We start from the raw sequence: 12,831 nt of genomic DNA, 5'->3' as shown, positions 1-12,831 counted from the left end.
ACTCAGCAATATCATGCGTCTTCCTCTACCACAATTTGCAACAAGCGATCGCCACCCCAATCATATTGCGGAGGTGATTGAGACTAACACGACCGAATTTTTAGCCCAGTGTTTGGAACCAGAAGACTTGAGTTTTCCAGCTATGCCACCTTTTGGTAGTTGGGTTTGTGCTATGGATGAAGAGTCTGGTAATCAAGTGTATGCTGTGGTGTCTTATGCCACAACTATGCCGATAGATTCTATACATCGGGCTGTGGCACTGGGGTTATCATTGCAGGATTTACGAGAGGAACAACCCCAGATATTTGCCATGCTCAAGACTGAATTTCGGGCGGCGATTGTAGGTTTTGCGCCGCCTTCCCCAAATTCGCCGGAAAACCCCAGGATATATCAGTATCTACCACCGCGCCCGCCGCAAATTCATCAAGCTGTTTATCGGTGCAAAGCGGAAGCAATTATTAAATTTACAGAAGAATTAGATTTTTTACGGACATTATTATCTGTAAACGGTGCGCCAGTTGAGTCTTTAGCCGCAGCAGCCATTCGAGATGTTTACCAGTTACGCAAAGCTGATAGAGAATGGCTGGTCAAAGCGGGACGGATGCTGAGTGTGCTGTTGAAAGATGACTACGATCGCTTACGGTTTATTTTAAGTCAAATCCATCCATAGGTAGTTATTTTCTCAACAATTACCTAAGTAGTTTAAGATAAACTGTTTTTTTACTTGTCAGGGTGGCTTTTATAATTATTTATTTTAATTGAGCGATCGCCTGTTAGGCGATCGTCGCTTCACCGTCGCCCCTTTAAGTCCTACCTATGGAACCGGTATTACAAGTTCTTGCTCTAGAACCAACTTCCCAAGTTCTCGGTCAGGAACCAATCGTTCCCTTGGCAATTTTGTTGCTGGTAATTTTAGTTCTCCCCATCTTGTTTGAGCGTCTCAGACTACCAGAGTTAATTGGTTTGGTCGGTTCTGGAGTTGTATTGGGGCCATCAGGTTGGAATCTATTTCAGAATGATTTATCAATCATTAACTTACTATCAGATATTGGCTTAATTTATTTGATGTTTTTAGTAGGTTTAGAACAGAACTTTCAACAATTACACCAGAGTCAACAACGCTTTTGGGGGTTTGCTGGTTTTACCTTTTTCATCCCTTTGTTGATGGGAATATTACTAGGGAGGATTTTTGGCTTCGCGGGCAATACATCTATATTAATAGGCAGCTTATTTACTTCCTATACCCTTTTGACATATCCAATTCTGAGCCGCTTAGGAGTTGTGAATAATCCAGCTGTTAACGCTACTATTGATGCGACAATAGTTACTGATATTGGTGCTGTTTTCATCTTATCTGTTTGTTTATCTAGCCTCCAAACAGATGTATTCAGTTTGCCTCAAATCCTCACCTTGGTAGGGCGGTTAATTATTTACGCAACAATTATTGTGGTGGGTTGTGATTGGGCTGGGCAAGAGTTTTTCCGCCGTTCGGGAGACGATGAAGGAAATAAATTTTTATTTGTGTTGCTATCAGTATTCATCGCCCTGATGAGCGCTCAATTTCTAGGGATTGAAAAAATTGTTGGCGGATTTTTTGCCGGTTTGGCAGTTAATACGGTAGTAGGTGCAGGCCCAACCAAGGACAAAGTTGCATTTATTGGTAGTGTGTTATTTATTCCCGTCTTTTTTGTTAACCTTGGTTTGCTGATTGATGTTCCTGCTTGGAGTGGCAGTATCACAACTTTCAGGTTAACGCTGTTAGTTGTTGTTGGTGTAATTGTTAGCAAATTTTTAGCCGCATTGTTAACAAAACTCTGTTATCGCTACAACTGGCTAGAAATGTTAACTATATGGTCTATATCACTGCCTCAAGTCAGTACGACCTTAGCTGCTACTTTTTTAGGATATCGTGCTGGCTTGCTCTCAACGGAAGTATTACATAGTATGGTGGCGTTGATGCTGATTACATCAACTGTCGGGACGTTACTCACCAATCCTCTCGCTGTAGCTTTAACACCTACGCCTCTGGCAGAACCACTAATAGTAAATTTACCTGAAAAACTAATCGCCGAAAAACCCATCAATTTTACTATAGTTGTACCTATATATAATCCTCATACGCAGCAGTACTTAATTGAAATGGCGGCATTATTAGCCCATCCAGAAAAGAGCAAAATTATTCCGTTAAATATTGCCACTGCTGCGGCTCGGATGGATGCACCACAGTTAGAAGCATCTCTGAAAAAAAGTGAGTTATTACTAGCAAAAGCTACAGAACAGAGCCGTAGCTTGGGAATAGAGACAGTACCCCTGCTACGGATTGATCATGGTTTTGCATCGGGAATTAGTCGGGCAGCACGGGAGCAAAAAGCTAGTTTAATTGTGATGGGTTGGGGTAAACGGACTGGTTTGCGATCGCGTTTATTTGGTAATGTAATTGATAGTGTACTATGGGCTTCCCACTGTTCTGTGGCAGTGACGCGTCTGGTAGAATCACCTCAGAAAATTCAACGCATTCTTGTACCATTAGAAAATTTAACTTCGCCTGTATTACCGCCGCTCAAGTTTGCCCAAATGTTGGCAGACACAAATCAAGCCCAAGTTACAGTTTTAAATGTGTGCGATCGGCGCATTAGTTCTAGTAAAATCGCTGCTAGGCGATCGCAAATTTCCGTTTTAGTCTCGCAATTAGATCTGCCAAATCCCCCAGACATTCAAATTATTACTCATGAGAATGTTGCCCACGCAATTTTACAGGCAGCGCGATTGTATGACTTGGTAGTGTTACCATTCGTACGTAATTATACTATCCCTGGTGGTTTAGTTATGAGTGATCTCACCACTCAGATAGCTAGGCAACTGACTTGCTCTATAGTCATCCTCAGAGAAGCACAAAACACTCAAATCAGTTCCATCCCAATCAGTGTTGCTAATACTACTTCTCCTGTTTAAGATATTTGCGAAATTCACAACTACCTGTGAGATAGGCAGTTTTACAACTTCACGGAGATAAAAATTTATCTCTGATTATAATTAGGGTTTTACAGGAAACTTGATTTTGTTGAAGATTTCATGAATTCTAGGGCCAAAATGCTCAACCCTTAAGTAATGTTTGCTATTTTGCTAGATGAATTGTCCAGCAACTAAGTGTTAATGTAACAAAATTGCATACATAACGAAGTAGTCAATCCTAGAATATATTACCAATTTAGATTTGTTCGCCCTGCATTTTTGGATCTCGGCTGGGTACTCTAAATACAAGCTAAATAGCCATTACTAGTATCTGTAAATATCAGGAAAACTATGAGAATTTTGGTGACGGGCGGCGCTGGGTTTATTGGTTCCCATCTCATCGACCGATTAATACCTCAAGGGCATGAAGTAATTTGCTTAGATAATTTTTATACGGGTACTAAACGTAATATTTTCAAATGGATGGGGAACCCCAACTTTGAGTTGATCCGCCACGACATTACTGAGCCAATTCGTTTAGAAGTTGATCAGATTTACCATTTAGCTTGTCCAGCGTCTCCAGTACATTATCAGTACAACCCAGTGAAAACCGTTAAGACTAACGTCATGGGAACACTGAATATGTTGGGGTTAGCGAAGCGTGTAAAAGCAAGATTTTTGTTAGCTTCGACTAGTGAAGTTTACGGTGATCCAGAAGTTCATCCCCAAACAGAAGACTACAGAGGTAACGTTAATCCTATTGGGCTGCGTTCATGCTACGACGAAGGCAAAAGAATTGCTGAAACTTTGGCATTTGACTACTACAGACAAAACAAAGTTGAAATTCGGGTGGCGCGGATATTTAATACCTACGGGCCACGGATGTTAGAAAACGATGGTCGGGTAGTGAGTAACTTGGTTGTTCAAGCATTACGGGGTATTCCCTTAACTGTATACGGAGAAGGTACACAAACACGTAGTTTTTGCTACGTATCAGACCTGGTGGAAGGACTGATGCGGTTGATGAATTGTGAATTTACTGGGCCGATCAATTTAGGAAATCCAGACGAATACACAATCTTAGAATTGGCTCAGGCTGTGCAGAATTTGGTGAATCCTGATGCCGAAATTAAATTTGAACCTCTACCTTCAGATGATCCTCGCCGCCGTCGCCCTGATATTACAAGAGCAAAAACTTGGTTAAATTGGGAACCTACCATTCCTCTGCAAGAAGGGTTAAAACTGACAATAGAGGATTTCCGCGATCGCATAAACAGCGATACCAAGGATTAAGCTTCACAGCAGTGCATAAAACTGCTCTGAACTAGAGTACAGGCTAACTTAGATTCGTAGCCCGTACTTGCCTACTTAGTTGATCGACGATGTATAGATGTCGTATTGACAACTTTATTTTTGCAGAATAACCCCAAGAAAGCGAGGAGATAAGAAAATGCGTGTTTGCGTAATTGGTACTGGGTACGTTGGTTTAGTTACAGGTGCTTGCTTGGCTCACATTGGGCATGATGTAGTTTGCATAGACAACAATGAAGAAAAAGTCAAACTCATGAAGTCTGGGCAGTCGCCGATTTTCGAGCCGGGCTTGTCGGAAATTATGCAGGCTGCTATTCAATCTGGCAATATTCAGTTTTCCTCAGACCTCGCTGGCGGTGTGGCTCACGGTGAAATTCTCTTTATTGCTGTAGGTACGCCACCTCTACCCAACGGTGAAAGCGATACCCGTTATGTTGAAGCTGTTGCCCGTGGTATCGGCGCTAACCTCAACGGCGGCTATAAAGTCATCGTTAACAAATCTACAGTACCCATTGGTTCTGGCGACTGGGTGCGAATGATTGTTTTAGATGGAATTGCGGAACGCCAAAAAGCACTTGTACCAGCAGGTGGAGTGCCTAGTGATGACAAATTACCAGAACTGGCGGCACATTTTGATGTGGTCAGCAACCCAGAGTTTTTGCGCGAGGGTTCAGCCGTATACGATACCTTTAACCCCGATCGCATCGTCCTAGGCGGTAATAGCCCGAAAGCGATCGCCATGATGCAAGAACTTTATGCCCCAATTGTTGAGCGCAAGTTTGCCAATGACCAATCTTTACCACCTGTATCTGTGCTCGTTACAGACCTCAGTTCGGCAGAGATGATCAAATACGCTGCTAATGCTTTCTTGGCGACCAAGATTAGTTTTATTAACGAAGTTGCTAACATTTGCGATCGCGTTGGTGCTGATGTCACGCAAGTAGCCAAAGGCATTGGTTTAGATTCGCGCATCGGTAACAAATTCTTGCAAGCAGGTATCGGTTGGGGTGGTTCCTGCTTCCCCAAAGACGTTTCCGCCTTAATTCACACCGCTGACGACTATGGTTATGAAGCTCAATTACTCAAATCAGCCGTGAGTGTTAACGAACGTCAGCGTTTGATTGCTTTGGAAAAACTTCAGCAAGTCCTCAAAATCCTTAAAGGTAAAACAGTCGGCTTGCTTGGTTTAACCTTCAAGCCAGATACCGACGACTTGCGCGATGCACCTGCACTCAACTTAATTGAGCAACTTAATCGCTTAGGCGCTAGAGTTAAAGCTTACGACCCAATTATTTCTCAAACCGGAATGCGTCATGGTCTTTCTGGTGTTCTCGTAGAAACTGATGCCGAAAGACTAGCTGATGGTTGTGATGCTTTAGTACTTGTGACCGAATGGCAACAATTCAGCCAATTGGACTACGCCAAAATGGCACAACTGATGAACAACCCAGTAATTATCGATGGTCGTAACTTCCTCGACCCTGAAACAATGGTGAGAGCAGGTTTCCAATATGTTGGTATCGGTAGATAGATTTTCATCTGAATAGAATTCAGTAATTAGTAGGGAGTTAATTTGATTCTCAATTTTTATCAACCTTGATTTTTTAAAAAACAGACGCAAGTTATCGCGTCTGTTTTTTTGGGATTAGGGGAATTAAAGCAGATTTCCAGCGAGAGAAGTACAAAATTTATAGCTGTAGCCAAGGTAGTTAGGACATCGGTAAGCGATAAAACTTAGACAATAAAAGACTTTTAATCTGTTACCTGTCACCTACTATAGCTTTCAACCCTAGGCAGAGAGACTCTTCTAATTCTGAATGCTGCTGTAATTAAAAGTTGTAACCAATGCCGAAGAGTAAACCAACATCAGTCTGATCCAAAAAAGCTGCATTGACAGTACCATTCAGTGTAAAGCGATCGCCTAAAGGTACATCCACACCACCAGTTAACAACAGTCCAACATCAGCATCATTGCTGGTTTCGATGGCTACACCCACGCCAACAAAAGGAGATACTGGGAAGCGCTGCTCACCGGTGGGATTAACTGAACGAGGTAGAAAATCAAAAGTTACGGGTACTAAAACTACCGTGTCGTCGCCAAACACTGCGGAAGGACGTACAGAAATATAGTTAGTTAAACCAACCTTGGTAATTACAGCAATATTTCCTTCGCTTAAAGCGGAGTCTCCACCCAAACCGATGTTACCAGCAACTCCAATATAGCTAGAGCCACCACGAGTAGATCTACCAGGAGTAACATCAGTAGTCGTAGTTCCGCCAGGAGTAGTTTGATTGTTACCTCCAGGTTGTTGGCTAACATTCAAGTTAGGTGGAATGAGAACTTCGTTAATAACGTGAATCACACCATTACTAGCTTGAACATTCGGTTGGATAACTGTGGCATTATTGACAGCGATTTGATTATTAGCGCTATCTACCTTGATATTCACAGATTCATCCTCAGCCGTTCTCAGTTCACCAGCCTTAAGTTGACTAGCAGTTAATGAGCCAGGAACCACATGATATCTGAGAATTTTCAACAACAGTTCTCTGTTTTCTGGCTGCTGTAATTGTTGTACAGTCCCAGCAGGTAAGGCTGCAAACGCCTGATCTGTAGGCGCAAACACTGTATAAGGGCCTGGTTGTTGCAGAGTATCAGCTAAACCTGCCGATCGCAATAAAGTAGTTAAGGTAGTAAAAGAATTATTAGATGCAGCGATGGAAACGATATCATTACCAGTTTGAGTATTACCACCAGTATTGCCGGCAACTATATAGTTAGCAGCCGTCACATTACTAGCTAGAGGTTGCGCCTGTCCTTGTCTAACTAAGGCTTGATACAACAAACCTGCGGCTTCAGCACGAGTTAAGGGAACTTGGGGGTTGAGTTGTTTGACATCTGGGTAGTTGACAACAATATTAGCTTGGGTTGCCGCAGCTACATTGTTGACAGCATAATCAGGAATGGCGGAAGCATCTGTGTAGTAAGTGTTGAGAACATCTGATGCAGTACCGCTAGTATTTAAATTTAAACCACTAGACAAAGCTGCGATCGCCTGAACTTTGGGAATTTGCAAGTTCGGCTGAAACACATTGCCAGGATATCCCGTCATAAATCCTGTTTCGTAGGCTTCTTGAATCGCCGCAGCTGCCCAATAGTTAGCAGGTACATCGGTAAATCCACCTGAACTAATTTGCCGAACTGGATTTTGATTAAAAGCTTTTTGAATCATCGTCGCAAATTCGGCACGAGTTACAGCTTGGTTAGGTTTAAATGAACCATCGGGAAATCCCGAAATGACATTTCTGGTTGCTAATGCCTGAATAAATGGGGTTGCCCAGTAATCTGAACTAACATCAGAAAAGTTACTAGCAGCAGTTGGGGATGGTGTAACAGATGGCGCAGGTGTAACAGATGGATCTGTAGTTTGTGCCGAAACTACTATTGGGTTAAACGTAGCGGTTGCTACTCCTAAAACCAACAAAGTTGTATGTGCTAATGACCAACTAAATAAATTACCCATGAAAATTTCCTCCAGAAAAAAGTAGAACTATGGCAAATCTCAATATTTCCCGACGTGGCAATTTCATCTCCTACAAAAAACTACGTATTCATCAGAGCAGTACAGCGGCTTTTAGTAGTAGGCATCTTATGTCAGTCTCTGATCTAATAACGATACTTTTTTTAAGTAATTCTGTAATCTTCCTGTTGCATGATATTTAGTAATATTTAGAATTTGATAATCGATAGTATATCTATAGTTAATATTTCAAAAATTACTACATTTCAACAACTAGCTAAAAGGTTACATTTTTTCAATAAATTCTCTTACTTTAGATAGTTGTGTATTTGTCATAATTTGCAAATCTTTTAGCCTAATTCAGCAATTCATCTGCCTAATTAGAGTATAATCAGCATCAGACTGCCAGCTTTTCAAGATTTAGTGCAGAGGGAAAAATGCTTTTTTGGTTTGTTTTGCTAAATCCCAAAACAAATAAAAAATCCAGTTGATGGGGATATTAGTTCAAAAGTACTCACAAGTACTTGGCTATCAACAAAGTGCATCCGTATGTATTTTATTCCCGATTATTCGGTGCAAGAAATTCAGTCTTCAGGAGGGTAAAATTGCCCCCAAAACAAAATCTAGAGCAATTATGGATTGTACGTTGTGGCGCTGCTGTGTTGCTATTTGGTCAGGTATTACTCCATTTATTCCAGGGAAAAGCTTACTATCGCAAAATTTTGGAACACATGGTGACAGCTGGTCCTGGTTCTATCTATCCAGTTCTACTTGTGAGTGGTTTTGCCGGCATGATTTTTACAATTCAAACAGCGAGAGAATTAGTCCAATTTGGCGCTGTTAGTGCTGTGGGTGGCGCTTTTGCTTTAGCTTTTTGCCGAGAATTAGCGCCAATTTTGACAGCTAGTATTCTTGCTGGACAAGTTGGTTCTGCTTTTGCCGCAGAATTAGGTGCAATGCGCGTTACAGAACAAATTGATGCACTTTATATGCTCAGAACAGATCCGATAGATTATTTAGTACTCCCTAGAGTCATCGCCTGCTGCTTAATGATGCCTGTGATGATGATTTTTGCTTTGATGATAGGCATTACTGGTGGTGTATTTGCCGCATGGCAGTTTTATCAGATTGTTCCAGAAGTATTTTTAGAATCAGTCAGAACTTTTTTAGAACCTTCAGATATACTAATTATTTTGTTGAAAGGATTCATTTTTGGGACGCTAGTTGCTGTTAATGGTTGTAGTTGGGGACTAACTACGAAAGGCGGAGCTAAAGAAGTAGGAGAATCCGCAACAACAGCAGTTGTTACTACGTGGGTATCAATTTTTATGATGGATTTTTTCCTGACTGTGCTGCTATTTGGACAGCCAAATTTTTAATGATTACTAATTGTGTTTTTCCGTATTTATGCGGTAGTATCACAAAGCTTTTTATACAAATTTTACTTCGTAAAATATTCTTGCCAAAATGCCATTTGATTCAGCCATCTCTAAATTTGATTGTTATATTGTATTAAATAACTATGTAGCTGATTATGGGGAAAGCTGTGCGTGATGATTTACATGGTTTAGAAATTAGTCAAAAAGAATTACAACAACTGACTAATTTGCCTGTCAAATATCAACTAGTTTTAATTACTAATCCTCTCAAAGAATTTAGTAAACAACTTATATATAAAATGAAAGGCTCAGAAGGAGCTACAGTAGTTTTTATCAGCTTTTCTATATTTGTTTTTAGTTATCTAATTTTTGATATTATTATTAAGTTATTTGCTAACTGGTTAACCCTTCCCTCTTGGATACTATTATTATTAGTATGTTTTTTCAGTAGCGCTATAATGCAGTTAACTTTTTATTTGCTGTGGCGCAACATTCGAAAAATATTAAAAGAGAATATGACAAACTCCCTAGAAATTCTCTTAGAGGATGTTGACCGATATAATGCAGTAATTAAAGCCATAGATATTAATGATCAAATAGAAGCGGCTGGTAATCCTGAAGTTAGTATTCAGAAAAGAGAAAAAGTAATTGCCGCATTGCAACTGACTAGATCAGATTTAGTTAGGGCATTGAAGACAGAAAGAATTTTGCGAGAAAATAAGAATTTTATTCTGGGTAATACAGAGTTATTTGCCAATAATTTAGCAACTTTAACCACAATGCAAGTTACAGAAAAAGCTACGGAGCATGGCAAGTTATTAAATGAAGCCTTGCAGATTGCTTTAGATGTGCAGTATGAAATGAAAAAATTACAAAGCCAAGGCTGAAACTTGTAGATATAGCCAAGGTAGTTAGGATATGTAGGAACTTGTGTAGATAGGGAACAGGAAAAGAAGTAACAGAGGTATACTGAGTTTTTTCTCCAAATCAAATATGATTCCTATGGGAAGGAAATGACTTAAACTGAGATAGTAAATCTGCGATCGCTGACTCTTTCTCTTTTGATTAGCCTGGAAAACTCAGTAATTCAATATTACCAATCATAATCTTTGCCTTAGACACTGACGTTAACTAACTGAGATTACCCCAGTGTTGCAATTCCCAGTCTAATATAAAGAAGTGTAAATTAAGCGATCGCCTACAGGCATGGACTGGAAAGAAATTAGAGGTAACTGGGTACTCATCCCTAAAAATCCTATAGGTATTATCCATTTCTTAGGGGGTGCATTTGTGGCGACTGCACCGCACCTGACTTACCGTTGGCTACTCGAACAGTTAGCCAGTAAGGGATATGTTGTCATCGCTACTCCCTTTGTGAATAGTTTAGATCATATAGCGATCGCCCAATCTGTTTTATTAAACTTTGACCGCACTCTCGAACGCTTACACGACTCGGCTTTATTGCGTAAGCTTTATCTTCCGACATACGGTCTTGGCCACAGTATGGGTTGTAAACTCCATTTACTCATCGGTAGCTTATACCCTGTAGAAAGAGCCGGTAATGTCTTAATATCCTTTAACAACTATGCGGCTAGAGATGCTATTCCCTTAGTTGAGCAATTAAATTCTACTTTGGCAATTGAGTTTACCCCCTCGCCCTTAGAAACCAATAAAATTATTCAAGAAGGCTATAAAGTCCGGCGGAATTTATTAATCAGATTCAATAATGATAATCTTGACCAATCAGCAGCTTTAACCAAAATTTTACAAAAGCGCTTTCCAGAAATGGTAACAGCACAAACTCTACCGGGAACTCATACAACCCCACTAGGACAAGATATCAAATGGCAAACAGGAGCTTCATTCACTCCTTTTGATGCTTTGGGACAATGGTTTAAGCAAGAAGTATACCGCGATTTAAACCAACTCAGGCGTGCTATCCTCTTATGGATTAATCCTTTATCACCACCATAATTTTTGATTTTTATGCTATCAAATAATTATTAAATATTTCATTTTTATGTTCCAAATATTAGTAATTGACGATGATTTAACAATACAAATATTTCTGAAAAGACTGTTAGAAAAACAAGGATATGAGGTAATTACTGCAAGTGATGGAGACGAAGGAATTACCAAAGCGATCGCCACTCATCCTGCTCTAATTATTTGTGACTGGATTATGCCCGGATTAAATGGGCTGGAAGTATGTAATTACATTAAAACAGAGCCAAATTTATCTACCAGTTTTTTTATTTTATTAACATCTTTAGACTCTGTTGCCGATCGCGTCAAGGGATTAGATGCTGGGGCGGATGATTTTATTACCAAACCTATAGAGCAGAATGAATTAAAAGCTAGGGTAAGAGCCGGATTACGACTGCATCAATTGAGCCGGGATTTACAGATTCAAAAGCATCTTTTAGAAACAGAATTAGCACAAGCCGCTGAGTATGTGCGCTCACTTTTACCTTTACCAACAACTGAACCATTAAAGATTAATTCCTGTTTTATTCCTTCACAACAACTCGGTGGTGATTGTTTTGATTATTATTGGTTAGATGATGATTATTTGGCAGTTTACTTATTAGATACAGCCGGACATGGACTCAAAGCTGCTCTTCCTTCTATTTCTGTCTTAAATTTACTGCGATCACGGGCGCTGAAAAGTTTAAATTACTATCAACCGAGTGATGTACTCAAAGGTTTAAATGAAACCTTTCAGATGAATTACCAAAATGATAAATACTTTACTATTTGGTACGGAGTTTATCATCGAGTTACCCAGCAGTTAATTTATGCTAGTGCTGGTCATCCACCAGCAGTATTAATATCTGGTAAATCACCTAAAAGCACAGAAGTTCAACTATTGAGAACTCCTGGGATGCCAGTTGGGATGTTTCCCGAAGCAAAATATGTTGATGCTTGTTGCCAAATTGAAAATTTTAGTAATCTCTATATTTTTAGTGATGGGGCTTACGAAATTACCAAAGCAGATGGAACTCTTTGGAGTTTAGATGGTTTAATTCAGATATTAGTAAGCTTACAATATACCCTTGATTGCCCACTGGAACAAGTATTAAATTACCTGATTGCCTTAAACTCCAAAGAAGCTTTTGAAGATGACTTATCAATCTTACAAATTAAATTTGATTAATTAATTTTTGGAAAGCACAACTTGGTGAAAATCATCTTGGCTTGGAAAGATTTCAAAAACTTTATCCATACCAGTCAATTCAAATAAAATTCTAACTTGTTCATTAATAGAACAAAGAACTAGTTTTGTACCTGTAGCCCTTAATGTTTTGAAGGCTAACACTAAAGCGCCTAGGGCTGAACTATCCATAAATGTTACGTCTTGACAATCAACTAGCACAATTTTTGCCCCACTTTCTTGAAGATAAGTAATATTATCTCTAAGATCTTGTGAATTATTTGTGTTGATAATACCGTTGAGTTTAACAACTTGTACTTGGTTATCCATAATATTTTTCCCCATCGTTGTATGAAAAGATGCTGATTTTGTTAGTATTATATACTAATAGCCATTTTCAGCAAAAAACCAGCAAAATAAAAGTCATTAATTACTAGCGATCGCTAGATTTCTGGCAATATTTTCCAGATGTGATTGTTGATAATACATCATCAAGTCAAATTAAGAAGTATCC

At 39.6% G+C, this 12,831-nt stretch carries 10 protein-coding genes; 8 read left to right on the top strand and 2 right to left on the bottom strand.

The genetic code is table 11. The annotated features are described in order from the left end of the window. The first annotated feature begins 13 nt into the window (after nucleotides 1-13). From IQ244_RS13810 to IQ244_RS13795, 4 genes are all read left to right on the top strand, one after another. On the top strand, nucleotides 14-670 hold the full coding sequence (locus IQ244_RS13810; protein ID WP_193894906.1) for an HAS-barrel domain-containing protein: 657 nt from the start codon (nucleotides 14-16) through the stop codon (nucleotides 668-670). 146 nt (nucleotides 671-816) lie between these two features. After that, the gene (locus IQ244_RS13805; RefSeq protein WP_193894904.1) at nucleotides 817-2,952 is read left to right on the top strand and encodes a cation:proton antiporter; all 2,136 of its coding nucleotides are present in this window, start codon (nucleotides 817-819) and stop codon (nucleotides 2,950-2,952) included. A gap of 351 nt (nucleotides 2,953-3,303) precedes the next feature. Further along, the gene (locus IQ244_RS13800) at nucleotides 3,304-4,245 is read left to right on the top strand and encodes a UDP-glucuronic acid decarboxylase family protein (protein WP_193894903.1); all 942 of its coding nucleotides are present in this window, start codon (nucleotides 3,304-3,306) and stop codon (nucleotides 4,243-4,245) included. Nucleotides 4,246-4,402: 157 nt separating this feature from the next. Continuing rightward, nucleotides 4,403-5,794: a UDP-glucose dehydrogenase family protein gene (locus tag IQ244_RS13795; protein WP_193894901.1), complete on the top strand. Its 1,392-nt coding sequence runs from the start codon at nucleotides 4,403-4,405 to the stop codon at nucleotides 5,792-5,794. 298 nt (nucleotides 5,795-6,092) lie between these two features. Here IQ244_RS13795 and IQ244_RS13790 read toward each other — a convergent pair whose 3' ends face one another. Continuing rightward, the gene (locus IQ244_RS13790) at nucleotides 6,093-7,787 is read right to left on the bottom strand and encodes a fasciclin domain-containing protein (protein ID WP_193894899.1); all 1,695 of its coding nucleotides are present in this window, start codon (nucleotides 7,785-7,787) and stop codon (nucleotides 6,093-6,095) included. A gap of 602 nt (nucleotides 7,788-8,389) precedes the next feature. Between IQ244_RS13790 and IQ244_RS13785 the strand changes: the two genes are divergently transcribed. From IQ244_RS13785 to IQ244_RS13770, 4 genes are all read left to right on the top strand, one after another. Then, entirely contained in the window at nucleotides 8,390-9,163 is a 774-nt protein-coding gene (locus IQ244_RS13785) for an MlaE family ABC transporter permease (RefSeq protein WP_193894897.1), read from the top strand. Between the two features lie 155 nt (nucleotides 9,164-9,318). Further along, nucleotides 9,319-10,050 (top strand): hypothetical protein, encoded by a 732-nt coding sequence (locus tag IQ244_RS13780; RefSeq protein ID WP_193894895.1) that lies wholly within the window; start codon nucleotides 9,319-9,321, stop codon nucleotides 10,048-10,050. A gap of 319 nt (nucleotides 10,051-10,369) precedes the next feature. Beyond that, the gene (locus IQ244_RS13775) at nucleotides 10,370-11,137 is read left to right on the top strand and encodes a DUF1350 family protein (protein ID WP_193894893.1); all 768 of its coding nucleotides are present in this window, start codon (nucleotides 10,370-10,372) and stop codon (nucleotides 11,135-11,137) included. Between the two features lie 46 nt (nucleotides 11,138-11,183). Beyond that, nucleotides 11,184-12,320: a PP2C family protein-serine/threonine phosphatase gene (locus IQ244_RS13770; protein ID WP_193894891.1), complete on the top strand. Its 1,137-nt coding sequence runs from the start codon at nucleotides 11,184-11,186 to the stop codon at nucleotides 12,318-12,320. On the opposite strand, the gene IQ244_RS13765 is transcribed toward IQ244_RS13770, so the two are convergent. Further along, nucleotides 12,321-12,647, bottom strand: a complete 327-nt coding sequence (locus IQ244_RS13765; protein WP_193894889.1) for an STAS domain-containing protein — start codon at nucleotides 12,645-12,647, stop codon at nucleotides 12,321-12,323. Nucleotides 12,648-12,831: the final 184 nt, after the last annotated feature.

The sequence above is a fragment of the Nostoc sp. LEGE 06077 genome, assembly GCF_015207705.1.
Classification (GTDB): Bacteria; Cyanobacteriota; Cyanobacteriia; order Cyanobacteriales; family Nostocaceae; genus Nostoc_B.
Note: the sequence above shows the minus strand (reverse complement) of the source record. Positions and strands in the feature narration are given on the sequence as shown.

What these genes read in the sequence shown, in the direction of transcription:
- IQ244_RS13810 (WP_193894906.1), top strand. Translation starts at nt 14, where the DNA reads ATGCGTCTTCCTCTACCACAATTTGCAACAAGCGATCGCCACCCCAAT.
- IQ244_RS13805 (WP_193894904.1), top strand. Translation starts at nt 817, where the DNA reads ATGGAACCGGTATTACAAGTTCTTGCTCTAGAACCAACTTCCCAAGTT.
- IQ244_RS13800 (WP_193894903.1), top strand. Translation starts at nt 3,304, where the DNA reads ATGAGAATTTTGGTGACGGGCGGCGCTGGGTTTATTGGTTCCCATCTC.
- IQ244_RS13795 (WP_193894901.1), top strand. Translation starts at nt 4,403, where the DNA reads ATGCGTGTTTGCGTAATTGGTACTGGGTACGTTGGTTTAGTTACAGGT.
- IQ244_RS13790 (WP_193894899.1), bottom strand. Translation starts at nt 7,787, where the DNA reads ATGGGTAATTTATTTAGTTGGTCATTAGCACATACAACTTTGTTGGTT.
- IQ244_RS13780 (WP_193894895.1), top strand. Translation starts at nt 9,319, where the DNA reads ATGGGGAAAGCTGTGCGTGATGATTTACATGGTTTAGAAATTAGTCAA.
- IQ244_RS13775 (WP_193894893.1), top strand. Translation starts at nt 10,370, where the DNA reads ATGGACTGGAAAGAAATTAGAGGTAACTGGGTACTCATCCCTAAAAAT.
- IQ244_RS13770 (WP_193894891.1), top strand. Translation starts at nt 11,184, where the DNA reads ATGTTCCAAATATTAGTAATTGACGATGATTTAACAATACAAATATTT.
- IQ244_RS13765 (WP_193894889.1), bottom strand. Translation starts at nt 12,647, where the DNA reads ATGGATAACCAAGTACAAGTTGTTAAACTCAACGGTATTATCAACACA.